This window comes from Zobellia sp. B3R18, assembly GCF_018860715.1.
GTDB classification, from domain to species: domain Bacteria; phylum Bacteroidota; class Bacteroidia; order Flavobacteriales; family Flavobacteriaceae; genus Zobellia; species Zobellia russellii.
Genome location: NZ_JAHKQG010000011.1, coordinates 1,401,417 through 1,427,400 on the forward strand (window position 1 = coordinate 1,401,417; position 25,984 = coordinate 1,427,400).

A 25,984-nucleotide genomic window follows, 5' to 3' on the forward strand; every position below is an offset into this window, starting at 1 on the left:
TTAAACTTTTTTCATATGAAATATATAATATCGTTAGACCAGGGCACTACCAGTTCCCGTGCATTACTTGTGGACCAAGAGGGTCAAATCCAAGGAATGGTTCAAAAGGAATTTAAGCAGATTTTTCCAAAATCAGGATGGGTAGAACATGACCCTAAAGAGATTTTAGAGACTCAGATGGGGGTTTTGGCAGATTTGCTGAAGAAAGAAAAGGTAGATGTTAAGGATATTGAAGCAATTGGTATTACCAACCAAAGGGAAACTACAATGGTTTGGGACAAAACCACAGGAGAGCCTGTGTACAATGCCATTGTTTGGCAAGATAAGCGCACGGCGGATATTTGTGAGCATTTAAAAAAGAGTGGCTTAACGGAGCATGTACGGCAAACGACCGGCCTTGTTATTGATTCTTATTTTTCAGGTACCAAGGTAAAATGGATATTGGATAATGTTGAAGGTGCTAGAGCGAAGGCTGAAAACGGCGATTTGCTTATGGGAACGGTAGATACATGGTTGGTTTGGAACATGACGGGTGGAACAAACCATGTAACGGATTATACCAACGCATCTAGAACCATGATTTATGATATTGTAAATTTAAAATGGGACGATAAGATGTTAAAAGCATTGGGTATCCCTAAATTAATGCTACCTGAGGTAAAGCCATCTGCCTATCATTTTGGTGATTATGAGATAGACGGAAAGAAAATACCAATTGCCGGTATTGCGGGCGATCAACAAGCGGCTCTTTTTGGACAAGCTTGTTTCACTAAGGGTACGGCAAAAAATACATACGGCACAGGTTGTTTTATGTTAATGAATACGGGTGAAACGCCACAATTCTCTAAAAACGGACTACTTACTACCATTGCATATGGGTTAGATGGAAAGGTAAACTACGCGCTAGAAGGCAGTATTTTTATTGCGGGTGCGGCGATCCAATGGCTTCGTGATGGATTAGAGTTGATAAAAGACGCTAAGGAAACCGAGGCGTTGGCAGATTCTGTTGAAGGTGAAAACCCAGTATATGTGGTGCCTGCTTTTGCAGGTTTGGGCGCTCCGTATTGGGATATGTATGCCAGAGGCGCAGTTTTTGGATTGACCAGAGATACGGGTAAAGCCCATTTGGCCAAGGCTACGTTGGAATCATTGGCATATCAGACCAAAGATATTCTTAAGGCCATGGAAGATGATTCAGGAATTCAGTTGGCAAATCTTAGGGTTGATGGCGGTGCATGTGCCAATAATCACTTAATGCAATTTCAGGCGGATATTTTGGATTCGGAGGTTCACCGGCCTGAAGTAATAGAATCTACGGCTATGGGGGCTGCGTTCTTGGCAGGTATTCAAGTGGGTCTATGGAAACAGGAAGATGTTGATCAAAATAGGCCTATGAACAGAATCTTTAAGCCTACCTTTGACCGTGTTAAACGGAAACGCCTGTACAAAAAATGGAAACAAGCCGTTGAGCGCACCAAAGGGTGGGATGACAAATAAACGATAGTTACAACTGTACAAAAAAAGCTATGAAAAATATAAGGTTCTCTAATTTAGATAGAGCAAAAACAATACAGGAGTTAACCAATGATACCTATGACCTGGTGGTTATTGGTGGAGGTATTACAGGTGGTGGAATTGCACTGGATGCAGCTTCAAGAGGTTTAAAAGTTGCTTTGGTGGAAAAGGGCGATTTTGCATCGGGAACCAGTAGTAAATCTACCAAGTTAATTCACGGTGGATTACGGTATTTGAAACAATTTGACTTTTGGTTGGTAAAGGAAGTAGGGTCGGAGCGAGCTATTGTTCACAAACTGGCACCGCATTTAGTACTACCTGAAAAAATGTTATTGCCACTTATTGAAAACGGTTCGTACGGCAAATGGCTTACCTCTATAGGGTTAAAAGTCTATGACATTTTAGCTCAGGTTACCGGCGAGGACAAACGTAAGATGCTGGAGAAGAAAGAGGCAATGAAACTAGAGCCTTTACTTCCAAAGAAAATAGTAAAGGGTGCAGGGTATTATGCGGAGTACCGTACGGATGATGCGCGTTTGACCATTGAGAATATTAAATCCAGTTTATTGTTCGGGGCCCAAGCCTTAAACTATGCATCTGTAGAAGACTTTGTTTATGTTGATGATAAAGTGGCCGGTGTTAAAGTAAAAGATGGTGTTAGCGGCGCAACCTTCAGTATCAAGTCTAAATATGTAATTAGCGCAGCTGGCCCATGGGTAGATGAGCTTAGAAGTACCAATAATTCTAAAAAGGGTAAACAGTTGCACCTAACCAAAGGCGTACACCTTGTATTTCCAAAGGAGAAATTACCAATAAAACAATCGGTATATTTTGATGTTCCGGATGGTAGGATGATGTTCGCTATTCCGCGCGGAAAAATTACCTACGTAGGTACTACGGATACTAATTTTAACAAAGACAAGGATAACGTACGTACAGATTTGGCAGATGCTATTTATCTCATATCTGCGGTAAACAATATGTTCCCGAGCATAAACTTGGAAATGGAAGATATCATTTCTTCATGGGCAGGTTTACGACCGTTAATTCATGAAGAAGGAAAATCGGCTTCGGAATTATCCAGAAAAGATGAGATTTTTACTTCGGATACGGGTCTTATCAGTATTGCAGGTGGAAAACTTACCGGGTACCGTAAAATGGCGGAGCGTGTCGTGGATCGTATTGCTAAGAAGATGGAAGAGGAAGATGGTTTGGAGTTAAAGGAATGTTTTACCGAGAAGATTTTCCTGTGCGGTAATGTTGATTTCAAAAAATTCAAGCATGTAGAGAAATACATTGATGAAGTTTACGGCAGGATCAAACCAGATGGTTTCTCAAAGCATGATGCATGGTTCTTGGTAACCAACTACGGAAAACAGACCGAAATGATTCTGGAGAATTATGCTGGCGTAAAGGGTACCGACATATACGTACGCATGGCCAAGGCCGAGCTTCGTTTTGGTATTGATTATGAAATGGTACAAAACCCAATGGATTTCTTCATTAGAAGAACCGGCAGGTTGTATTTTGATATTCACAGCGTTCGAACTCTAATGGAACCTATTTTGGAAGAATTTAAATCTATTTACGCTGTAGATGACAATCAGATTTCTGAGTGGAGAGAAATTCTACTAAAAGAACTGGATGATCATTCTAATTTTACTTTAGATAGAGTGTAGAACCATACAGTAAGAAGTTAATCAAGTTAAGTTGAGTAAAAGGCCGGTTCCGTTTTCCAAAGAAACGAGCCGGCCTTTTCATATACCAAAGGTTTTTTATCAATCTAACTTGTCCGTCAGGGTATTAAATACTTTTTTAGCGCTTTTGTTTTCATAAAGTACAGCATAAACGGCATCTATTATAGGCACTTTTACTTTCTTTTTAAACTTGGATTTTATCTCGTAGGCACTCTTAGCGGCATAGTACCCTTCGGCTACCATACGCATTTCCATTTGTGCGCTTTTAACGGTATAGCCCTTTCCTATCATATTCCCGAACATACGGTTACGGCTAAAAGTAGAATATCCTGTCACCAATAAATCGCCTAAATAGGCAGACTCATTAATATTACGGTCTATTTTATGAATACGTTTTGTGTAACGTTTCATTTCACGAATAGCATTGCTCATAAGCACACTCTGAAAATTATCTCCATAGCCCAAACCGTGTGCAATACCGGCTGCAATTGCATAAATATTCTTGAGCATGGCCGCATATTCCGTTCCAATAATGTCATTGGTAACTTTGGTCTTAATGTAATGACTGCTCAGGTTTTGGGCTATGTATTTTGCTTTCTCGGTATCGGCACAAGCAATGGTCAAATAAGATAAGCGTTCTAGGGCAACCTCTTCGGCATGACATGGACCGGTAATAACCCCAATATTTTCAAAAGGAATATCATATTTCTCATGAAAATGATTGCCAACTATCAACCCGGATTCGGGAACAATACCCTTTATAGCAGAAAAAACAATTTTATCTTTTAATGAGGTGTTTATTTTTTTAAGCTCTCCTTCAACAAAGGCAGAAGGTATGGCAAATATTAAAATATCGGAATTGTCAACCGCTTTATTGATGTCATCAGTAAGTTCTAACTGATTGGTGTCAAAAGTAACCGAGGTTAAATAGTTAGGGTTGTGCTTTTGAATATTGATAAAACCTACGGCATCCGAATTGCGCATGTACCAACCTACCTTTTCTTGGTTTACACAGAGCATCTTAACAATGGCCGTAGCCCAACTTCCACCGCCTAACACTGTAAATTTTTGATTCATCGTTCTATATTATATGGCTTAGTTCCTGTTAAATGGTTGGTTACAAGTATTGGTTTTTTCTCTTGTACAAAGCTAGGGAAATTAAAAATTGAAACCTTAAGCACTGATTAATAGACTGTTAATAATAATGGCACGGTGCTTGTTTTGTATAGAGGGAATAGTAATACCAAGATTATGAAGACAAAACTACTTTTAACATCCATTTTTACGGCTTTTTTAATGACTTCGTGTTATACCGAAGTTATTGTAGAAGATGAATTTATAGAAGAACCGGTTTATAACACAGATCAAGTATTACAATCATATGACTTGTGGTACGTAGATATAAACGCTACAAGAGGAAATGGCGAAGTTCCTTTTTTACAACGTGCTTTTACCGTTTCTTTTGATAGAGGTACTATGTATGCCAACAATAATATAGTAGGCATTGGTAGAACCGGCAATGGTTTAGGAATAGACGTAGGTTATTACAGCACTATTCGTGGAGCGGTAGAAATTGATCATGATGTAGATGGCCCGTGGCTTTTAGATGTTTTTGCCGTAAACGGGAGTACTATAGAGCTTTATGACGGGCGTTCGGATACATCTTATTATTTAAAGGGATACCAAGTTGGCAATTTTGATTATGATATGTTGTTTTACGAGAATATCAACTATTTTTTACAGGAGTACCATGCTTGGGAAAAAACATATACAAGTCTTGAAGGAGCCTTAAATGAGTTCGATAATGAGAACTTTTTGCAATTCAATCCTACCTTTTTTAGGTCGTCTATAGACCCGGTTGGAACACCCTTGGTAAACCTTCAATGGGATTTTGAGGGAGATTACTCGGTGTATGACATAGAACACGATGAAACGCTTAAAACTTTAACACTGGCTTACCGTTCATCGAGCAATGATTACTTTGAATTGTACGTTATTAATGAGAGTACAATTGAACTTTATCACCCTAGTAGTAAAACAGTATATGAGTTTAGGGGAAAAGGATATCAAGAGTACTTAAAAGCCGGAAAAGGCGCAGTAGAAAAAAAGAGAAAAAAGACTTCTAATCCCATAATGAAGGTGAAAAGAAGTAGAGATATATAAACGTTTTTTGGTTGGTTATTTAGTTAGAAATCGCCCTGGGCTGCAATGCTTGGGGCGGTTTTTTTGTATGAAGTACCTTCGTTAAGGTGTTATAAGCTGATTTTTACATGCCGTACACGCATATAAAATAGTTTCTGTACACCTAGGCAGTTAGGTCTCTGCGGTGTTGGTTAAAACGATCCTAGAAGCATTTGGTGTCATAAGTCTATGGCTTATAGGGTATTTTGATGTATTTTTGCCCGCTTAAAATCCCAATGTCGTGAAGAAGTATTTGAATTTGTTCGATTTTAAACAAAAGGTAGATTACAAAACCGAGATTCTTTCCGGTCTTACCGTTGCCTTGGCCTTGGTTCCTGAAGCTATTGCATTTGCCCTTATTCCGGGTTTTTCTCCTCTTACGGGATTATATGCGGCATTTATTCTTTGTTTGGTAACCTCTATTTTTGGAGGTAGGCCTGGCATGATTTCCGGTGCTACAGGGGCAGTTGCTGTTATTTTTGTGGGATTGATTCTAGAATTAAAACGTAATTTCCCGGGAATTGAACCGGAAACCATATTGAATTACGTCTTTGCCACCGTAATTATGGCTGGTGTGCTACAGATTTTGGCCGGTGTGCTAAGATTGGGTAAATTCATCCGTTTGGTACCACACCCCGTAATGTTCGGTTTTGTAAACGGATTGGCCATAATTATTTTTATGGCACAGTTTCCTAATTTCTATCAGAAGGGAACGGGAGAATTGTTATCCGGTTCGCCTATGTACATAATGCTGGGGCTTACTTTGCTCACTATGTTGATTATTTGGGGCTTTCCTAAATTAACAAAGACTATTCCTTCTTCATTATTGGCCATTGTTGTGGTTTCGGCCATAGTTATTGGTTTTGGGGTAGATACGTTAACCGTTGCAGATACTATGGGGCCGGGAGAATCCATCAAAGGTGGTTTTCCACCATTATCCATTCCACAATTGCCAATGACGTTACAGACGCTTGGGATTATCTTTCCTTATGCCGCTATTGTTGCGGGTGTAGGGCTCATAGAAAGTTTGTTGACCTTGAATATTATAGACGAGATTACGGATACCCGTGGTAGCGGTAATAAAGAATGTGTAGCTCAAGGTACTGCCAATATCCTATCCGGATTTTTATCAGGAATGGGTGGTTGTGCTATGATCGGACAAAGTTTGATCAATACCTCTTCAGGAGCACGGGCAAGATTATCTGGTATTACTGCGGCTGTTATGCTTTTGGTGTTCATTATGTTCGGTTCTGGTCTTATTGAGCAATTGCCTATGGCCGCTCTGGTTGGGTTAATGTTTATGGTAGCCATTGGAACATTTGAATGGGCCAGCTTCAAGACTTTTGGAAAAATGCCAAAATCCGATGTAATTGTTATGGTTTTGGTGACCTTGATTACCGCTATAACCCACAATTTGGCTGTTGCGGTATTGTTAGGTGTTATAATTTCTGCATTGGCTTATTCTTGGGAAAATGCGAAACGAATTCGAGCAAGGAAATATATTGATGATAATGGTGTAAAGCACTACGAAATATACGGACCGTTATTTTTTGGTTCTACCACACTGTTTGCAGAGAAGTTTGATATTCAGAACGATCCCAATGAGGTGATCATTGACTTTAAAGAGAGCCGTGTTGCCGATATGTCCGGTATAGAAGCTTTGAACAAAATTACGGAGCGCTATGCCAAAGCCGGTAAAAAAATTCACTTGCGTCACTTAAGTAAGGACAGCTTTGGCCTCTTAAAGAATGCTAAGGACATTATAGATGTTAATGTGCTTGAAGACCCTACGTACAAGATAGCGGTAGACAAGACAAAGGTTTAAAGGTCAAAACAACTAATAATTGGAAGATGGTCGCTTAGTGCAAGCCATCTTTCAATTTTACCAATTTCGATTTTTTCGAGACTTTCTTTTAGATTATTACTTGCGAAAACATAATCAATGTGATATGTTTTTCTTTTATTTCGCTGAAGAAAAAAAGTTGGAAGGGTCTCTTCTCCTTGAAGTTCTTGATTAAAGTGATGGTATAAGCTTTCTATGCCTGTTTCCTCTAATTGCTCAATCACGTTAGAGTGATTCCACCACCTGTCCCATTTGTCCCAAATTTTATTGCTGTTTAAGTCTCCAAGAATAATAATATCCTCAAATCTGGACTTATTGACTTGTAGATACTTCCAAAACTGCCCTATATATCCAAATGTAGGTGAGTTGTTATAATGAGCCCACACGGCTAAAAGATTAAATTCTTGGTTTATTCTACAGGGTAGAAAGTACTTTACAATATGATCTTCATATTGGTTAGGCCAATTTAACGGGATCAAATCAATATCATCCTTAGCAAAAATCCCTAAGCCCTTGTTTTTATTGTCTCCTATCCATAGATGATTTTGCCTCCATTTAGAATACCCTTCATTATTGGCTCTGGCAGGGTCTTCACATTCTTGGATGACATAAATATCAGCTGAAAAGGTAGAAAGATTTTCATATTTATTTCTAAATGCCCCGTTACAGTTCCAAGTTATGATTTTCAAAATCAGGATATTTTGCTTCGAATATTACTCGCCTCCATAAAGCTTATAGACCTCCGATCCGGCACTTAAAAATGCCCCAGTTCCGTAAACTTCGGTTTTATCGGGCCAGGCCTTTCCGGGTGCTGCTCCAATAGGTTGTACGTAACCTAACATGCCGTCTTTTGTTATATGACTTACCATGGCGTTCCAGCCTTTTTTAACTGCCGGTTCATAGGTTTCTTTGTCCAGAATACCATTGTTAATGCCCCACGCAAGACCATATACGTAAAAAGATGAACCGCTGGTTTCGGGAGTAGGATAAAATTCTTGGCCCAGCAGACTCATGGCCCAATGGCCTTTGGGTGTCTGGATGGTAATAAGTTTTTCGGCCATTTTTTTATAGATGTTCAAGAAATACATGTATTCTTCACTGTTTGGCTCAAGTTCGTTCATGATATTGACAAGTCCGGCAAATACCCAGCCATTTCCCCTGGACCAAAATACCTTAGTGCCGTTATCCAACTTATCAAAATACCTTTCGTCACGATAATATAGGTTCTCTTCTTTGTCAAACAGAAAATCAGTTGAAGCCTTAAATTCTGCCATCATGAAATCCAGATATTTTTTCTCGCCTGTAATTCTATACAATTTGGCCCAGACCGGAGGGGACATAAAAAGAGCATCGCACCAATTCCAGCGGTCTTGATGATACGGAGTACCCCAGTTTAGGGCACTTTTGGAAGGATGGAACATTAAGAAGTTAAATTGCTCTTTGGTGGGAGCAATCATTTTTTCGTCTTTGTATTTTCTAAATAAATCTACATACATCTGGCCAACAGCATGGTCATCTGCATGGTATTTTCTTTTGTATAGTTGCCATTCGTTTGTTTCACCAATATTTCTTAGCCAAGAATAATAGCGGTCATCCTCTGCCATCGCTGCCCATTTTACCATACCTACGTAAAGTGCTGCATTGGTCCAATCTAAAGGGTGGTGGGGTTTTTTGTGTCCACTGTACAGCCCTTCAAAATTGGCAATTTGCCAATCGGCAACACGCTGCATATTTTCCTTTACTTTCTTTGGCTTTATTTTTTGAGCGGTAATCGTGTTCGTACACGAAAAAATGGTGATGACGATAAGAAAATGACGTAACGTTTTCAATGTAAAGTGTTTTTAAGTTGATTGAGAGCTACTAATATATTCAAAAAAAATATGCCGTTACCCTAAAATATTGGGATAACGGCATAGGAATATAAAATTTTGGCTCTTAAAGTGTTCGCAGGTATTCTGCAACCGCTCTTGTGTCTTCTTCAGAAAGATTCTGATTTAGCATAATAGCGTTGTTGTATTCTTTAAGAAGGGCTTGTGCGATTGGATCCTCTTTCAACATTTTATCTGGGTTCGCAATCATGTTCATAACCCATGATGGACTTCTTCTTTCATAAACACCTTTTAATGCAGGGCCAATTAAACGTTTGTCTACCATGTGACAGGCCGTACATACCGCTTTGAACTTTGCCTCACCGGCCGCAGCCATTTCAGCATCAATATCAGCATCAAAAGAAATGTCCTTGTATGGGCCTACTCCTTGGTTATCCATATCAACAGGAACGCCTTCAGACTTGGCTTCAACCGCTTTAGTTTCTGTTTTGGTTCTGTTCATTTCAAAACCACCCTTTTTTTCTTCCTTTTTCTCTTCGCCACAGCTGGCAAGCAGGGCACCAAGTGCCAATACGCTTAATAATTTTTTCATCTTGTGCTTTATTTCAATATTCGAGCCGAGTTAAGGGCTTTTTGTTCGCGATGCTAATATAACGATTCACTAAAATTAAACCATGTCTTGCACAAATTTAATTGCTGTTTTTTCTGAGTAATAGATGTTTGATGGTGCTACAAACCCCACGTGACCACCAAAATTGGGTGTCTTTAAATAAAGGTTCGGATTGTTTTCTGCCTCGGTGTACGGGTAGCATTCATCGCCCAAAAAAGAATCGTTTTTAGCATTGATGATCAAAGCGGGAATTTTAATATGGGGCAAAAATTGCCTGCAACTACATTTTGTGTAATAGTCAATGGCATTTTTAAAACCATGAGCCCGGCTGGTGTAGATATCATCAAAATCTTTTAGGGTTTTAATAGCGCGCACATCTTTTTTTGAAATTTTATCGGGAAACAAATCTACTTTGTGCCATAATTTTTCAACCAAATGTTTTTTAAAACGCTTGGAGTACAGGTAGTTTTTTGTGGACATGAGTTCTTTTAAGGAACTATGAAGGTTGCAGGGCACGGAAACACCTATTACCGCCTTTATTTCCTTTGGGAGCGTGCGGTCCTCACCGGCATATTTCATAGCCATGTTTCCACCTAAACTTACCCCCTTTATATAGATATGTTCATACTTTTGTTTTTTCAGAATATATTGAACAACGGCATCTAAATCTTCGGTAGCGCCAGAATGGTAGGAACGAAAAAGGCGATTGGTCTCACCACTACAACCCCTAAAATTAACGGCGCAAGCATCAATGCCCACCGTATTAAATGTTTTTGCGCTTCCCGTAATGTACGGCCGTTGCGCGTTGCCTTCCAAGCCATGTAAAAGTATTACCACCTTCTCCGAAGGAGTTTTGGAGTAACTCCAGTCTACATCAATAAAATCGCCATCTGCAAGTTCTAAACGTTCCCGCTGCTGTTCCAATCCTTCTATTCGTCTAAACAATCCCGAATAGACGGTAGATAGATGTCCATTCTTAAAAAGTAATGTGGGGTTATAATCGGAGTGGAGTAGTGGCATTTAATTATTCTTTTTTATTTCGACACAAATTTCCCCAATCAACTTTTCTTACTTCGGATACTTTTCCAAAATCATAATCTGCTGCTGTATGGCCGATTTAAATTCGGTTTTTAGATTAGCAATTAATTCGGCAACGGGTAGCACATTCTCAATTGAAGCAGACCCCTGGCCTGCAGACCAAATGGTTTTCCACGCTTTTGCCTCGGTATTGAGCTCTTTTCCAAAATCTATTTTTGTGTCTTTTTTCAGGTCTTCCTCGGTTATTCCAGCAGCTTTTAGACTTGCTCCCAAGAAATTGGCATGAACGCCCGAAATGGATGCAGTATATACCACATCGTTTGCACCTGCATCAATAATCATTTTTTTGTATTCCGGTGTGGCTTTGCTTTCTTCGGTATTGATAAAGCGTGTGCCCATATAGGCCAAATCCGCCCCCATTTGTAACGCAGAAGCAATATCGCGCCCTGTACTGATACATCCGGAAAGAATTATGGTCTTGTGGAAGAACTTCTTTATTTCCGCTACCAAGGTCATAGGGTTTACCGTACCTGCATGGCCTCCGGCTCCAGCGGCAACAAGTATCAACCCGTCTACTCCAGCTTCTTGGGCCTTTTCGGCGTGACGTTTTTTTATGATATCGTGAAAGACGAGTCCGCCATAACTGTGAATGGCATCTACAACCATAGACACGGCCCCTAAAGAGGTAATTACAATAGGCACTTTGTGTTTTATGCAGAGCTTAACATCTGCTTCAAGTCTTGGGTTGGTAGGGTGAACTATAAGGTTTACGCCAAAAGGTGCGGGTTTTTTACCGGTCTCTTTTTCAAAGGCGTCCAATTCTGTTTTGATTTCTATGAGCCATTCTTCAAAACCTTCACTTGTACGTTGGTTCAATGCCGGAAAAGTTCCAACAACACCGTTTTTACAACATTCAATAACCAGCTTGGGGCCAGATATTAAAAACATAGGGGCAGCAATGGCAGGTAATGCCAATTCGTTTATAAAAGAAGGTTTTGCGCTCATATCATTGGTTTTAGAAAGAATTGAAATTAGCTAAAAAAATTTAAGGATATATATTCCTCTGTTTTTCAAAACTATGGTATTTTTGTTATTCTTATGCATGCATAATAAAATAATTCGTAAAAATATGTACCTAAAAGACTTTGAAATACGCTGGAGCGATGTTGATGCAAACCGCCATTTGGCCAATTCTGCCTATTTGAATTTTATGAGTCACGTTCGAATGACTTATTTAACCGAAATTGGTTTTGGTCATAAGGCATTGCTGGAAAAAGAGATAGGACCGGTGGTTTTTTACGAGCATATGTATTATTTTAAAGAGGCCTTTCCCGGTAGGCCCGTAAAGGTTTCTATGGAAATTATGGGGATGAGCGAAGACGGACAGTTTTTTGAATTCCATCATAATTTTTATGATTATAAAGGTCGAAATTTTGCGCATTGCGAGATGATGGGTGCTTGGATGGATTTAAAGACCAGAAAACTCACTGGTTTACCAAACGATCTCATGCAAAAATTTAGTGATGTTGAAAAGGGCGAAGGCTTTAGAATCCTTACCAAAGAAGATACTAGAAAGTTCGCTAGGGCTCCAAAGGATCTGGTTTAGGCTTTTTGCTTGCTAAATATACTCCCAAAAACACTAGGCAACCGGCTATTATCTTAAGTGTAGTAAGTTTGTCCTGACCCGTGGCAACCGCAAAGAGAATGCCTATTAAGGGCTGAATATAAACGAACGCACTTAATGTAGAAGCTTTAAGTTGGGTTAATGCGAATATGTTGAACAGGTACGTGCAAAATGTAGTTCCCAGGACAACAAAAGCGATTTTCCACAAGGCTTCAAACGGCAGATTGGGCCAGTCTATGTCTATAAGCTCCTGGTAGCCAAAAGGGAGACATATGAATATACCAAGCGTAAATAACCATTTCATAAAGGTAAACGGATGGTATTTTGCTATCAGGGTTTTTGCTCCAATAAGGTAAGACCCATAAAATACCGAGTTCATAAAAATCAGAAAATTCCCTAAAGGTATGTTAGGTGCATCCTGTCTAACTTCGCTACCAAAGAAAATAAGGCCCAAGGCACCTAAAAGACCAATAAGAATGCCCACCATTTTTTTGGGAATGATTTTTTCTTTGATTAGAGCAGCGGAGAGCAATACCACAATAATTGGTGTGGTGGTTATTAAAACAGCACTGTTAATAGGTGTGGACAAGTCCAGTCCTTTAAAAAAAACGAGCATGTTAAAGCCCATACCCAAGAGTGCACAAATGAACATTCTAGGGTAGTCTTTTTTTTCTATTTTCTCCTTTGGACCAAAAACGGAAACACTCCAGAATAGTATTGAGGCTCCTATAACACGCAACATAATAAACCCAAAAGGTTGTACGTGGTTGGGCATTACACCTTTGGCAATGGTATGGTTTAAGGCATAGATAATGGTTGCACCAATTGCGGCTAATATGGCAAGGGTACGTTTGCTCACTGGTGAAGGGCTTTTTTTGCCGCTTCCACTACTTTTTTGCTGTTGCCCACAAAGATTTGATCATCAATTAGAATTACAGGTCGCTTGAGGAACGTATAGTGCTCTAGAATCAAACCTTTCAATTCATTTTCCGAAGGCTGTTTTTCATGTAGCCCCATTTGTCTGTACAGACGGGCTCTTTTACTGAAAAGCGCCTCGTAGCTTCCGGCAAGTTTTTGCATCTCTTCTACTTGCTCGGCGGTCATGGCTTCCGTTTTAATGTCCTGAAGTACAACCCCGTCTAGAGGTTCCAATTCCTTAAGGATGCGTTTGCAGGTATCACAGGTGCTGAGGTAGTAAATCTTTTTCATCTTTCTTAACATAAAATCACTTTGCAAAGAAACCCAATTCAGTTCAATTGTACTATTTTTAACGTCCACTTTAAAATAAGAATGCTTTGGAAAAACTCTTTAATGTTATTTTACAGAATAGAAAACGCTTGTATACTATATTGACCGAAACCCCAAGGGAACAATTGCTGGAAATTCCAGAGGGTTTTAATAACAATATCTGGTGGAATATTGCGCATACCGTGATTACTACCCAAGTTTTAGTGTATAAATTCAGTAATCTTCAAATGCGGGTTTCGGATGAACTTGTTCAAAAGTTCATGAAAGGAACAAAACCAGATGGAACGGCAACTGAGGAGGAAATAATGATAATTGGAGATTTTCTAATATCTACCTTGGAATGGATTATAGAGGATTATGAAGCAGGTCTTTTTCAGGAGTATAATGAGTATACTACCAGTGCAGGAGTAACATTGGCATCTGCTGAAGATGCGCTAACCTTTAACCTGTATCATGAAGGATTGCATATGGGAGCCATTATTGCCCTGCTTAAAGTAGTAGGAAAATAAGGATTAGGACTTGCTTTTGGCCAAGTAGGGCTTCGCGTCCGCAAATGATAGAGTCAGAACGATCGGACCATCTGCATATGAGGCAACCTCATAAGGGTTGTAAAGTAGCTTTATACCCTCCTCGGTAAATCCAATATTTTCGGGGAGGTAAAACATATCTCTTTCAAACATAAAGCCTGTGCTGTTAATAGGGCCATCTAGAGGTATGTGTTCCTGGTTCCTGAATTTTTCCTCGGCAAATTTTTCAAAATCCTCACGGTCTTTAAAAATCTCCCAATTTTCAAGCTCTTTCCCTTTGTTTTTATCAAAATTCAGAAAATGTTGTGAGCTATAACCATGAGCTCCCCCGGTAAAAATATAAGAGTTGAGTTCAACGGTCAGAAAATCGGCGTCTTCATATGAAACGCTACCTTCTATTTTTGCTTCCCAACTTGTAGCTTCTTCCGGATACAGTTTTTTAAGTTCCCAGTACCCGTTACTAAAGGACTCTACGGCATCTTTAATGGTGGTGGCCTCTAATTCGTCATCATAGTTTAGGGTTTCTATGATTTCTTCATTAATAGCGTTGTTAATGTTGGTAGCTATTTTGGAGTTTTCGATTGCTTTGGGAATGTTGATTTCCACACTCGGACATTCGGAACAACGTGTCTCATCAAGTTTTAAGGTTTCAAACGTTAGTTTGTTCTCATTTTGACATCCAACAAGGGCTAAAAATAAAATGATATAGGTAACTTGGGTTCTCATAAAGGAATTTCATTGGGGTAAGCGGAAAAAATCTGGATTATCCTACATCAAAGATAACGATACATTTGAACCAATAATTATAAAAAATGGGTGAAAAAACGTTAAAATTCAATAGTAAAACAATTCATGGAGGGCAAGAGCCAGATGCGGCTTACGGTGCGGTCATGCCTCCTATATATCAGACCTCTACTTATGCGCAGACCACCCCCGGTGGGCATAAGGGGTATGAATACTCTAGAAGTGCAAATCCAACACGTACCGCTTTGGAAAATTCGTTGGCCAGTATTGAGAACGGAACATACGGCTTGGCCTTTGCCAGTGGCCTTGCCGCTATGGATGCGGTCATTAAACTGCTTAGTCCCGGTGATGAGGTGGTTTCAACCAACGATTTGTATGGCGGTAGTTACCGATTGTTCAAAAAGGTTTTTGAGAAGTATGGAATCAAATTCAATTTTGTGGGTATGCAAGATACCAACGCTATTGAGTCAGCAATTACTAGTAACACCAAACTTATTTGGGTAGAGACCCCTACGAACCCGATGATGAATGTTATTGACATTAAAGGGGTAGGTCTGTTGGCTAAAAAGCATGGTGTTCTTTTAGCCGTAGACAATACGTTTGCCACTCCCTATCTCCAAACACCTTTGGATTTAGGGGCGGATATTGTAATGCACTCTGCAACTAAATACTTGGGCGGTCATAGTGATGTGGTTGCCGGTGCTTTGGTTGTCAAGGATAAAAAAATAGCAGATGAACTTTATTTTATTCAAAATGCAAGCGGTGCTGTTTGTGGTCCTATGGATAGTTTTTTGGTGTTAAGGGGAATAAAGACCTTGCATGTGCGTATGCAACGGCATTGCGAGAACGGTGCTGCCATTGCCAATTATCTGGCTGGCCATTCAAAAATAGAGAAAGTGTACTGGCCTGGTTTTGATAGCCACCCCAACCATGAAATCGCTAAGAGCCAAATGACCGGTTTTGGGGGTATGATTTCTTTTGTTACCAAGGGTAGTAATTATGAAGATGCTATTAAGATCGTGGAAAAGTTGAAGGTGTTTACACTGGCGGAATCCCTAGGAGGTGTAGAGAGCCTAGCGGGGCATCCGGCTAGTATGACACATGCCAGTATTCCAAAAGAGGAACGAGAAAAAAGTGGAGTGGTAGATGCTTTGATCAGGTTAAGCGTAGGGATTGAAGATATAGACGATTTGATAGCCGACTTGGAACAGGCGATAAGCTAGTTTTTAGTGTATTTTTAAAAAAGGGTAGGTTAGTTATATAAATAACATAATTTTGCCGTTATAATCAAAATTCAACAAAATACTCGTTATGGACGCAAAGATTAAAGACTTCATGGATGAGGTCAAAACAAGAAACGGGCATGAACCCGAGTTCATTCAAGCGGTGCAGGAAGTTGCCGAAACGGTAATTCCATATATCGCCAAACATAAAATATATAACGGCAAAAATATTTTACTTCGCATGGTGGAGCCCGAGAGGTTGGTCTCGTTTAGAGTGGCTTGGGTAGATGATGAAGGAGAGATTCACGTTAACAGAGGGTACCGAATTCAAATGAATTCCGCTATTGGACCGTATAAAGGAGGCTTGCGGTTTCATCCATCGGTTAATGCAAGTATCCTTAAATTTCTAGCTTTTGAACAGGTTTTCAAAAATAGTTTGACCACCTTGCCTATGGGCGGTGGAAAAGGTGGGTCCGATTTTGATCCAAAAGGAAAGTCAGATGATGAGGTAATGCGTTTTTGTCATGCCTTTATGTTGGAACTTTGTCGCCATATAGGTCCAAATACAGATGTACCTGCCGGTGATATTGGTGTGGGTGCCCGCGAAATAGGCTTCTTGTTTGGTATGTACAAGAAAATAAGGAACGAGTTTACGGGAGTACTAACAGGAAAAGGTCTTTCTTGGGGTGGTTCAAAAATTCGTCCGGAAGCAACAGGATACGGAACGGTATATTTTGCGCAGAGTATGCTTAAAACCAAGAATGAAAGTTTTGAGGGTAAAACCGTGGTTATTTCAGGCTCCGGTAATGTGGCACAATACGCTGCGGAAAAGGTACTTCAGTTAGGAGGCAAAATAGTTACATTGTCCGATTCTGGTGGATATATTTATGACGCAGAAGGAATTGATGCAGAGAAACTTGCCTTTGTCATGGAGCTTAAGAACGAAAAGCGAGGTAGAATTTTGGAATATACTGAAAAGTATAAAAGTGCTGAATACCATAAAGGAAAGACGCCATGGGACGTTAAATGTGATATAGCCTTACCATGTGCCACTCAAAATGAACTATTGGCTGCGGATGCCAAGACGTTGATAGATAACGGTTGTATGTGTGTTGCCGAAGGAGCCAATATGCCTTGCGATACGGATGCTGTGCATACGTTTCATGATGCCAAAATTCTTTTTGCTCCAGGTAAAGCCTCCAATGCTGGTGGTGTTGCTACATCAGGACTTGAAATGTCTCAAAATTCATTACGTATAAGCTGGACAAGGGAAGAAGTAGACGAAAGGCTTAAGGATATTATGGAAGATATTCATGATTCCTGTATAGAATACGGAAAAGAAGAAGACGGCTATTGCAACTACGTAAAAGGGGCTAATATTGCCGGTTTTGTTAAGGTGGCCGATGCTATGTTGGCACAAGGTGTGATTTAGAGAATAGTATCATATAAATAAGAAAAGACCTGTAATTCTAAAGTTACAGGTCTTTTTATTTTTGCCCTTCAGCCTAATTCTAACATCATATTTTTTAAAGTTATCTTTGTGCAAAGCCATCTATGTAAATGCAGGTAACTACCAAAGCCATAGTTCTTACATCCATTAAATATGGAGATACCAGTTTAATTGTAAAGGCATTTACGGAATCTGGGGGTGTTAAATCCTATCTCCTAAGGGGAGTTTTGGCCTCTAAGAAAGGAAAATTAAAAACGGCTTATTTTCAACCTTTAACGCAATTGGAGATAGTGGCCAGCCATAAGAATAAAGGGGCTTTAGAAAGTATTCGCGAAGCAAAGGTCAATTATCCGTACCAGACCTTACATTCCGATATTTCAAAAAACGCCATGACTTTATTTCTGGCCGAAATGTTGGTGAACAGCATTCATGAAGAGGAGGCCAATGAGGCACTTTTTGAATTTATAGAGGCTTCGTTGCAATGGCTGGACAACCAGAGCGGAATTTCTAATTTTCATATTTATTTTTTAATTCGGTTAACACGCTATTTGGGCTTTCACCCGGATACGAACGAGATAGAATTAAGCTATTTTGACTTACTGGAAGGCGAGTTTACGGATACGCCTTCATTGAATCCTATTTTAAACGGAGATAATCTTAGCTATTTTAAAACCTTCTTGGGCATAAATTTTGATGAGATACATCATATCAAAATGAATAAAAGCAACCGTCAAGAACTTTTACAATCGTTAGTACTGTTCTATGAGTTGCATTTACAGGGGTTTAGGAAACCAAAATCCCTTGCCATCCTTAACGAAGTATTTAACTAGTATGAACAAAGTTCTGTTTTTACTTATTTTTTTGTGTATCCAAACCGTACTTGCGCAACAGGTTACAGTTTTGGATGTAGATACGCGAGAGCCCATAGTAAATGTGGCCATTTACAATTATGACCACTCTAAAACGGCACTCACGGATTTTGATGGTAAGGCGGATCTATCCGTTTTTAAGGCTGAAGAACGTATTACTTTTCGCCATCTTAGTTATCAAATCAGAAAGAGCACAAGAGCCCAGATTAATCGGCATGGAGGGCATTTGTTTTTGGAGATGAAGGCCGAAGAGCTTGATGAGGTGGTCATGTCCGTTTCTAAATGGGAGCAGCAAAAAAAGGACATACCCAACAAAATTGCCATTATAGATACTAAGGATATCGCTTTTGCAAGTCCGCAAACTTCGGCAGACCTATTGCAGAATAGCGGTAAGGTGTTCGTTCAGAAAAGTCAGCTGGGTGGCGGTAGTCCCATGATCAGGGGGTTTGCAACCAACCGTTTGCTCTTGTCCGTAGACGGGGTGCGTATGAACAATGCCATTTTTAGGGGAGGTAACCTTCAGAATGTTATTTCTATAGATCCCTATTCAGTAAAAAATACAGAAATCATTTTTGGCCCTGGTTCCGTTATTTATGGTAGTGATGCTATTGGAGGGGTTATGAATTTTTATACTAAAAAAGCGGAGTTCTCAAATTCGGATAGTCTTTCGTTTTCGGGAAATGCCAGTTATCGCTTCGCTTCGGCCAACCTGGAAAATACGTTTCATGTAGATGTTAATCTGGGGAAAAAGAAATGGGCTTTTTTAACAAGTGCTTCTTACAACAGTTTTGATAATTTAAAAATGGGTTCCCATGGTCCTGATTCTTATCTGAGAAGAGAATATGTGACTACCATAAACGGAGCTGATGTGCTTATGCCTAACAAAACTGTAAAGGAACAGAACCCAACGGGCTATAATCAGTTTAGCCTAATGCAGAAAGTAGCCTATAAACCAAGTCATACGTGGCAATATGATTTAGGTCTGCATTATTCGGAGACTTCGGATTACGCCAGATACGATCGTTTGATCCGGCCCAATAGCGCGGGAGACGGACTTCGTTCTGCGGAATGGTATTATGGTCCTCAAAAATGGTTCATGGGCAACTTGCAGATGAACAAAAGAGGAAAAGGTATTTTTTACGATGGATTAAAGATTACCACGGGCTATCAGCATTTTGAGGAAAGTAGAAATGACAGGGGTTTTCAAGATGTTATACGCTATAGTACGGAAGAAAAAGTAGATGCCCTTTCCACTAATATCGACTTTGAAAATAAAAAAATTGGTAACCTCCGCTTGTACTATGGAGGTGAATATATATTTAATAAGGTAGGTTCCTTGGGTAGTCAAGAAAATATAGAGACCAATGAAATTTTGGCGTCTGCATCAAGATATCCAGATGGTTCAACTTGGCAAACCTTAGCGGGTTATGTTCATGGGGAATATAAGGCCAAGCCCAATTTTACGGTATTGTCCGGTTTGCGTTACAGTCATGTGTGGATCGATGCCGTATTTGACAAGACCTATTACCCATTTCCTTTTGATGATGCCAATCTTAATAATGGGGCGCTTACGGGTAGTTTGGGTTTTAGTTGGTTTCCTAAGGCAGATTTGCAGGTGACTTTTAATGGTTCTACCGGTTTTAGGGCACCCAATATAGATGATGTGGGCAAAATTTTTGATTCGGAGCCGGGAGCGGTGGTCGTTCCCAATCCAGACTTGGAGCCTGAGTATGCTTATAATGTAGAGCTGGGTGTGCAGAAGAATTTTAATGATAAAGTAGTATTTAAAAGCACTGCGTTTTATACCTATTTGGTAGATGCTTTGGTACGCCGTGATTACCTTTTCAATGGAGAAGAAGAAATTATATACAATGGTGAGATGAGTAGTGTGCAGGCTATACAGAATGCAGCTAAGGCCTTTGTCTACGGTTTTGAGTTTGGCGCGGAAGCCTTTCTTACAGAAAATATTTCGGTGGTATCCAATTTAACTATTACCGAGGGTGTTGAAGAAGAGGATGATGGTACAGAATCTCCCGGTAGGCACGTTTCTCCCACCTTTGGAGATTTACATTTGATTTATAAAAACCAAAGACTAAAGACGGATTTGTTCATGAATTATAACGGCGAGATTCCTTTTTATGATTTGGCTGCTTCCGAGCGCAGTAAAGCGTATATCTACGCTTCCGACTCGGAAGGAAACCCGTATTCTCCTTCTTGGTATACTTTAAATTTTCGTTCGCAATATAAAATTTCAAATGCTTTTGAAGTGTCCTTGAATCTTGAAAACTTTACGGATCAGCGTTACCGCTCCTATTCTTCGGGAATATCCGCACCGGGCATCAATTTAATTATGGGCTTGGCGTACCAGCTTTAGTTTCTCTCTGGGGCATTAAAATGAAAAATCCCGGCCATTGGCCGGGATTTCTCTGTTGTAAGAAATAATAAAATTGTAAACTAGTTTACAGCAGCTTTAGCTTTATCAACTGCACTGTTAGCAGCGTTTTTTGCATCGTCACCAGCTTTGTTGGCAGCATCTGTTGCTTTATCTGCAGCTTCACCGGCTTTAGCTTTAACATCGCTAGCCGCTTCGTTAGCTTTAGCCTTAATATCATCGCCAGCTTCTTCAGCTTTAGCTTTTAAATCGTTAGCGGCATCTTCGGCACCAGCTTTGATTTCTTCACCAGCTTCTTCAGCTTTTTCCATAGCTTCGTTACCGGCTTCTTTAGCTTTATCCATGGCATCAGATCCCATTTCTTTAGCGTCTTCACCAGCCTGCTCCATAGCAGCACCAGCTTCGTCCGTAGCACTCTTTGCTTTATCCGCAGCTTCTCTACAAGAAACAAAAGAGATACTCAAGGCAAGCATTAAAACGGAACCTAAAATTACTTTTTTCATGATTTTGTGTTTAAAGTTTTGTTTAATTGTTTTTGTGATATACGTATGAAACGGCTTTTTGGACGCTATATTTTAACATTTTCTTACAAGCTTGTTTATTTTGCTGTATCTCAATTCTTTCAAATCGACTTAATTCGACTAAAAATCCTTAATTTTGCAGCCTTAAATTAATGCAGTAGAGCCACTTATTATGAAGTTTGCGGAATATAAAGGATTGGACTTGCCCAAAGTAGCCGAGGATATACTTGATTACTGGAAGCAAAACCAAATATTTGAGAAAAGTGTTTCCTCTAAAGAGGGTAAACCTAGTTATGTATTTTACGAGGGTCCACCATCGGCAAACGGTATGCCAGGTATACACCACGTTATGGCACGTACCATAAAGGATATTTTTCCTAGGTACAAGACCATGAAGGGTTTTCAGGTAAAGAGAAAAGCAGGTTGGGATACCCACGGACTACCTATTGAGTTGGGTGTTGAGAAAGAGTTGGGCATTACCAAAGAGGATATTGGTAAGAAAATTTCTGTTGAGGAATATAATGCGGCCTGTAAAAAGGCGGTTATGCGCTATACGGATGTTTGGAACCGTATGACGGAGCAAGTAGGGTACTGGGTAGATATGAACGACCCGTACATTACTTACAAGCCAAAATATATGGAGTCTGTTTGGTGGTTGTTGAAACAGATTTATGATAAAGGTTTAATTTATAAAGGATATACGATTCAGCCATACTCCCCAAAAGCGGGTACTGGTCTAAGTTCTCACGAATTGAACCAACCGGGCACATATCAAGATGTTACGGATACAACGGTAGTGGCACAGTTTAAGGCTGTAGATGAATCTTTGCCGGACTTTCTTAAGAATGAGGGTGATATTTATTTCTTGGCGTGGACGACCACACCGTGGACGCTTCCTTCTAACACGGCATTGACGGTAGGGCCAAAGATTGAGTATGTGCTGGTAGAAACCTACAATCAGTATACGTTTAAACCAATGAATGTAGTGCTTGCCAAAAATTTGGTAAGCAAACAGTTTTCAGGAAAATTCAAACAAGTTGAAACCAAGCCGGAATTGTTGGAATATACATCCGGTGATAAGAAAATTCCTTTTTACGTAGTAAAGGAGTTTGTTGGTAAAGATTTAGTGGGTATAAAATATGAGCAATTGTTGGCATATGCCCAGCCGTACCAAAATCCTGAATATGCATTTCGTGTAATTTCAGGAGATTTCGTTACGATAGAAGATGGTACCGGTATTGTGCATACGGCACCCACTTTTGGTGCGGACGATGCCTTGGTGGCCAAACAGGCATCACCGGAAATACCACCGTTATTGGTATTGGATGAAAATAACAACCCGGTTCCTTTAGTGGATTTGCAAGGAAAGTTCCGCCCTGAAATGAAAGAATTTGGCGGTAAATACGTCAAGAACGAATATTATGATGCCGGTGAGGCACCGGAAAGGTCAATAGACGTAGAGCTGGCCATTAAACTTAAAGAAGAGAACAAGGCTTTTAAAGTAGAAAAGTATGTACACAGCTACCCTAATTGCTGGCGTACGGATAAGCCTATCCTATATTACCCATTAGATTCCTGGTTCATAAAGATCAGTGATGTTAAAGATCGTATGTTCGCGCTTAACCAGACTATCAACTGGAAACCAAAATCTACTGGCGAAGGCCGTTTTGGTAACTGGTTGGCCAATGCCAATGACTGGAACCTTTCGCGATCTAGGTATTGGGGTATTCCGCTTCCTATTTGGAGAACGGAAGATGGTAAGGAAGAAATAATCATAGGTTCGGTTGCCGAGTTAAAGGCGGAAATGGCAAAAGCCGTGGCTTCCGGAGTAATGGAGAAAGATATTTTTGATGATTTTGTTGTGGGTGACCTATCCGAAGAAAATTATGATAAAATAGACCTGCATAAGAATATTGTAGATGATATTATTTTGGTTTCCGCTTCGGGTAAACCTATGAAGCGTGAGAGTGACCTTATTGATGTTTGGTTTGATAGTGGTTCTATGCCGTACGCACAATGGCACTACCCATTTGAAAACAAAGAATTGATTGATGAGGGCAAGACCTACCCGGCCGATTTTATCGCAGAAGGTGTAGATCAGACCAGAGGTTGGTTCTATACCTTGCATGCTATTGCTACTATGGTTTTTGATTCCGTAGCGTATAAAAACGTGGTTTCCAACGGACTGGTGCTTGATAAGGAGGGAAAGAAAATGTCCAAACGTTTGGGCAATGCGGTAGACCCTTTTGATACCATGAACGAGCATGGGGCAGATGCCACGCGTTGGTACATGATTTCCAATGCCAACCCATGGGATAATCTAAAATTTGACACTGAAGGTATTGTTGAGGTGAAGCGTAAATTCTTCGGGACACTTTATAATACGTACTCTTTCTTTTGTCTATACGCGAACATAGATGCTTTTGACTATTCAGAAGAAGAGATTCCGCTAAACGAAAGACCGGAAATTGATAGGTGGATTTTATCTGAACTTCATTCGTTGATCAAAACGGTTGACGAAGCTTACGCAGATTATGAGCCTACAAAGGCAACACGTGCAATTTCAGACTATGTACAAGAAAATCTAAGTAACTGGTATGTGCGTTTGTGTAGAAGACGTTTCTGGAAAGGTAGCTATGAGAAAGATAAAATATCGGCCTACCAAACATTGTATACCTGTTTAGAAACCGTAGCCAAATTATCGGCGCCGGTTGCTCCGTTCTTTATGGATAGACTTTATAAAGATTTAACGAATACAACGCATAGGGAGGATTTTGAAAGTGTACATTTATCCGAGTTTCCAAAGTATGATGAGGCAATAGTAGATAAGGATTTGGAAAGTAAGATGGAGAAAGCTCAGACCATTTCGTCTTTGGTACTTTCTATTCGTCAGAAAGAAAAGATAAAAGTGCGTCAGCCGTTGCAAAAAGTCATGATACCTATCTTGGATGATAAGCAGAAGCATGAAATAGAAGCGGTAGCTGATCTTATCAAGTCCGAGGTAAACGTTAAAGAGATAGAGTTACTTGATGATGCTTCGGGAATCTTGGTGAAACAGATCAAGCCCAATTTTAAGGTTTTAGGCCCTAAATTTGGAAAGGATATGAAAAAAATAGCTCAGGCTGTTGCCAAGTTGAACCAAGATGATATCCAAAAAATTGAGCAAGATGGCGAAATTTCGCTTGACATTGACGATAAAATTATTACATTACAGCTGCAAGATGTAGAGATAGCCTCGCAAGATATTGAAGGTTGGTTGGTAGCAAGTTCAGGCCCTATTACAGTGGCTCTGGATGTTACCATAAACGAAGGCCTTAGGGAAGAGGGTATTGCTAGAGAGCTTGTAAACCGAATTCAGAATATAAGAAAAGATTCCGGTTTTGAAGTAACGGATAGAATTGATATTAAGATTCTTAAAGACGGTTTTGTAGAAAAGGCGGTGTCCAATAACTTAAGCTATATTAAAGCTGAAACGTTAACGGCCGAACTTGTTTTTGAGGAAAAATTGGATAGAGGAACCGAGGTTTCTTTTGATGAGGTGAATACTAAATTATTTATTGAAAAACATTAATAGAATGGCAGAAGATTTAAAAGTTAGATATTCGGACAAGGATCTTGCCGAATTCAGAGAATTGATCGAAGACAAAATTGAGAAAGCAAAAAGTCATTTAGAATTGCTTAAGAGTTCTTATATGAACGATGGTAATAACGGTACGGATGATACTTCTCCCACGTTTAAGGCTTTTGAAGAGGGTTCTGAGACCATGAGTAAAGAAGCAAATACGCAGTTGGCCATACGTCAAGAGAAATTTATACGAGACTTAAAAAATGCCCTTTTGCGTATTGAGAACAAAACCTACGGTATTTGCCGTGTTACAGGAAAGTTGATCGCCAAAGAGCGTCTTAAATTGGTTCCTCATGCTACATTAAGTATAGAGGCAAAGAATATGCAAAAGTAATTTTGCGATTTTAAATTAAAAAAGCCTACAGGAACTTAGTTCTTGTAGGCTTTTTTTACACCGTAAAAAAATGAAAGGGTTTCTCGCTTTTTTCTTGTTTTTCAATCTTTTGGCGGCGCAAAAAGTGGTTAAAAAATCTGTGGTAAATGATGCGGTTACCTCAATTGGTATAGACGTTGAGAATTGCTATAGATTAACCCTGGAAACTGCCGATACAGATGAAATGTCCGTTGAGGCTATTATTGATGGGGAGTACAAGAAAGATCTTTTGTTGTCTGTAAAGGAGAATGGTAGTGCTATAATGGTCAGTAGTGGTTTTCAGCCTAATTTCAAGAATCCTAATGATAAGCTTAGCGCACATAAAGTCGTGTCTATTGCGCTAAAGGTAATTGTTCCCAGTTTTAAATTTATTACCGTTTTTGGTACAAGCTGCAATGTGTTCGTTGCTGGGGATTATAAGGAACTTACGGTTTCTCTTAATGACGGTAACTGCGAGCTTTTTAATGTTCATGAGGATATAAATGTGCGTACACAAAGCGGGCATATTTTAGTGGAAGCTCTCAAAGGGAATGTAAATGCGGTAAGTAAATATGGGGCGGTAAACAAAGACGATATTCCCATGGGAGATGCACAATATACACTGTCTTCCCTAACGGGAAACATACGAATAAAGAAAACCGAATAATATACTTATTTTTGCCAATTCAAGTTGTA

Annotated in this window: 23 protein-coding genes; 13 read left to right on the plus strand and 10 right to left on the minus strand. The window is 39.7% G+C overall.

The window, feature by feature from the left end:
- Positions 1-15: 15 nt before the first annotated feature.
- Both glpK and KO513_RS12410 read left to right on the plus strand, forming a co-directional pair.
- The gene (glpK, locus tag KO513_RS12405; RefSeq protein ID WP_215913625.1) at positions 16-1,497 is read left to right on the plus strand and encodes a glycerol kinase GlpK; all 1,482 of its coding nucleotides are present in this window, start codon (positions 16-18) and stop codon (positions 1,495-1,497) included.
- Between the two features lie 29 nt (positions 1,498-1,526).
- Complete coding sequence (locus KO513_RS12410; RefSeq protein ID WP_215913626.1) at positions 1,527-3,194, plus strand: glycerol-3-phosphate dehydrogenase/oxidase; 1,668 nt, start codon at positions 1,527-1,529, stop codon at positions 3,192-3,194.
- A gap of 99 nt (positions 3,195-3,293) precedes the next feature.
- On the opposite strand, the gene KO513_RS12415 is transcribed toward KO513_RS12410, so the two are convergent.
- A complete protein-coding gene (locus KO513_RS12415; protein ID WP_215913627.1) occupies positions 3,294-4,289 on the minus strand; it encodes an NAD(P)H-dependent glycerol-3-phosphate dehydrogenase in 996 nt (331 codons plus the stop codon).
- Positions 4,290-4,463: 174 nt separating this feature from the next.
- On the opposite strand from KO513_RS12415, the gene KO513_RS12420 reads away from it, so the two are divergent.
- Entirely contained in the window at positions 4,464-5,375 is a 912-nt protein-coding gene (locus KO513_RS12420) for a nicotinic acid mononucleotide adenyltransferase (RefSeq protein WP_215913628.1), read from the plus strand.
- Positions 5,376-5,634: 259 nt separating this feature from the next.
- Positions 5,635-7,218, plus strand: coding sequence for a SulP family inorganic anion transporter (locus KO513_RS12425; protein WP_215913629.1), 1,584 nt, complete (start codon positions 5,635-5,637; stop codon positions 7,216-7,218).
- Here KO513_RS12425 and KO513_RS12430 read toward each other — a convergent pair.
- The 5 genes from KO513_RS12430 to KO513_RS12450 all read right to left on the minus strand — a co-directional run bounded on the left by KO513_RS12430 (position 7,215) and on the right by KO513_RS12450 (position 11,718).
- Positions 7,215-7,925, minus strand: a complete 711-nt coding sequence (locus KO513_RS12430) for an endonuclease/exonuclease/phosphatase family protein (protein ID WP_215913630.1) — start codon at positions 7,923-7,925, stop codon at positions 7,215-7,217. The genes KO513_RS12425 and KO513_RS12430 overlap by 4 nt on opposite strands.
- 24 nt (positions 7,926-7,949) lie before the next feature.
- Positions 7,950-9,065: a glycoside hydrolase family 88/105 protein gene (locus KO513_RS12435; RefSeq protein WP_215913631.1), complete on the minus strand. Its 1,116-nt coding sequence runs from the start codon at positions 9,063-9,065 to the stop codon at positions 7,950-7,952.
- Between the two features lie 106 nt (positions 9,066-9,171).
- A complete protein-coding gene (locus tag KO513_RS12440) occupies positions 9,172-9,657 on the minus strand; it encodes a c-type cytochrome (protein WP_215437278.1) in 486 nt (161 codons plus the stop codon).
- 75 nt (positions 9,658-9,732) lie between these two features.
- Positions 9,733-10,695, minus strand: a complete 963-nt coding sequence (locus KO513_RS12445; RefSeq protein ID WP_215913632.1) for a YheT family hydrolase — start codon at positions 10,693-10,695, stop codon at positions 9,733-9,735.
- 48 nt (positions 10,696-10,743) lie between these two features.
- The gene (locus KO513_RS12450; RefSeq protein ID WP_215913633.1) at positions 10,744-11,718 is read right to left on the minus strand and encodes an NAD(P)H-dependent flavin oxidoreductase; all 975 of its coding nucleotides are present in this window, start codon (positions 11,716-11,718) and stop codon (positions 10,744-10,746) included.
- 124 nt (positions 11,719-11,842) lie between these two features.
- Between KO513_RS12450 and KO513_RS12455 the strand changes: the two genes are divergently transcribed.
- Entirely contained in the window at positions 11,843-12,319 is a 477-nt protein-coding gene (locus tag KO513_RS12455) for an acyl-CoA thioesterase (RefSeq protein WP_215437285.1), read from the plus strand.
- Here the strand turns inward: KO513_RS12455 and KO513_RS12460 are convergent.
- Together KO513_RS12460 and KO513_RS12465 are read right to left on the minus strand one after the other, a co-directional pair.
- A complete protein-coding gene (locus KO513_RS12460) occupies positions 12,294-13,196 on the minus strand; it encodes a DMT family transporter (protein WP_215913634.1) in 903 nt (300 codons plus the stop codon). The genes KO513_RS12455 and KO513_RS12460 overlap by 26 nt on opposite strands.
- Positions 13,193-13,546, minus strand: coding sequence for an arsenate reductase family protein (locus KO513_RS12465; RefSeq protein ID WP_215913635.1), 354 nt, complete (start codon positions 13,544-13,546; stop codon positions 13,193-13,195). The genes KO513_RS12460 and KO513_RS12465 overlap by 4 nt, the downstream gene beginning before the upstream one ends.
- 86 nt (positions 13,547-13,632) lie before the next feature.
- On the opposite strand from KO513_RS12465, the gene KO513_RS12470 reads away from it, so the two are divergent.
- Positions 13,633-14,094, plus strand: a complete 462-nt coding sequence (locus KO513_RS12470) for a DinB family protein (RefSeq protein ID WP_215913636.1) — start codon at positions 13,633-13,635, stop codon at positions 14,092-14,094.
- A gap of 3 nt (positions 14,095-14,097) precedes the next feature.
- On the opposite strand, the gene KO513_RS12475 is transcribed toward KO513_RS12470, so the two are convergent.
- Positions 14,098-14,838 (minus strand): DUF3298 and DUF4163 domain-containing protein, encoded by a 741-nt coding sequence (locus KO513_RS12475; RefSeq protein ID WP_215913637.1) that lies wholly within the window; start codon positions 14,836-14,838, stop codon positions 14,098-14,100.
- An 86-nt stretch (positions 14,839-14,924) separates the two neighbouring features.
- On the opposite strand from KO513_RS12475, the gene KO513_RS12480 reads away from it, so the two are divergent.
- The 4 genes from KO513_RS12480 (at position 14,925) to KO513_RS12495 (ending at position 20,772) form a co-directional block, all read left to right on the plus strand.
- On the plus strand, positions 14,925-16,079 hold the full coding sequence (locus KO513_RS12480) for a cystathionine gamma-synthase (RefSeq protein WP_215913638.1): 1,155 nt from the start codon (positions 14,925-14,927) through the stop codon (positions 16,077-16,079).
- Positions 16,080-16,167: 88 nt separating this feature from the next.
- On the plus strand, positions 16,168-17,511 hold the full coding sequence (gdhA, locus tag KO513_RS12485; protein WP_215913639.1) for an NADP-specific glutamate dehydrogenase: 1,344 nt from the start codon (positions 16,168-16,170) through the stop codon (positions 17,509-17,511).
- A gap of 128 nt (positions 17,512-17,639) precedes the next feature.
- On the plus strand, positions 17,640-18,359 hold the full coding sequence (gene recO / locus KO513_RS12490; protein ID WP_215913640.1) for a DNA repair protein RecO: 720 nt from the start codon (positions 17,640-17,642) through the stop codon (positions 18,357-18,359).
- Between the two features lies 1 nt (position 18,360).
- Entirely contained in the window at positions 18,361-20,772 is a 2,412-nt protein-coding gene (locus KO513_RS12495; protein ID WP_215913641.1) for a TonB-dependent receptor, read from the plus strand.
- 80 nt (positions 20,773-20,852) lie between these two features.
- Here the strand turns inward: KO513_RS12495 and KO513_RS12500 are convergent, their stop codons facing one another.
- Positions 20,853-21,293 (minus strand): hypothetical protein, encoded by a 441-nt coding sequence (locus tag KO513_RS12500; protein ID WP_215913642.1) that lies wholly within the window; start codon positions 21,291-21,293, stop codon positions 20,853-20,855.
- Between the two features lie 190 nt (positions 21,294-21,483).
- Here KO513_RS12500 and ileS point away from each other — a divergent pair, with 190 nt between their 5' ends.
- The 3 genes from ileS to KO513_RS12515 all read left to right on the plus strand — a co-directional run bounded on the left by ileS (position 21,484) and on the right by KO513_RS12515 (position 25,955).
- Complete coding sequence (ileS, locus tag KO513_RS12505; RefSeq protein WP_215913643.1) at positions 21,484-24,882, plus strand: isoleucine--tRNA ligase; 3,399 nt, start codon at positions 21,484-21,486, stop codon at positions 24,880-24,882.
- Between the two features lie 4 nt (positions 24,883-24,886).
- On the plus strand, positions 24,887-25,270 hold the full coding sequence (locus KO513_RS12510) for a TraR/DksA family transcriptional regulator (RefSeq protein ID WP_013992813.1): 384 nt from the start codon (positions 24,887-24,889) through the stop codon (positions 25,268-25,270).
- 70 nt (positions 25,271-25,340) lie between these two features.
- A complete protein-coding gene (locus tag KO513_RS12515) occupies positions 25,341-25,955 on the plus strand; it encodes a hypothetical protein (protein WP_215913644.1) in 615 nt (204 codons plus the stop codon).
- Positions 25,956-25,984: the final 29 nt, after the last annotated feature.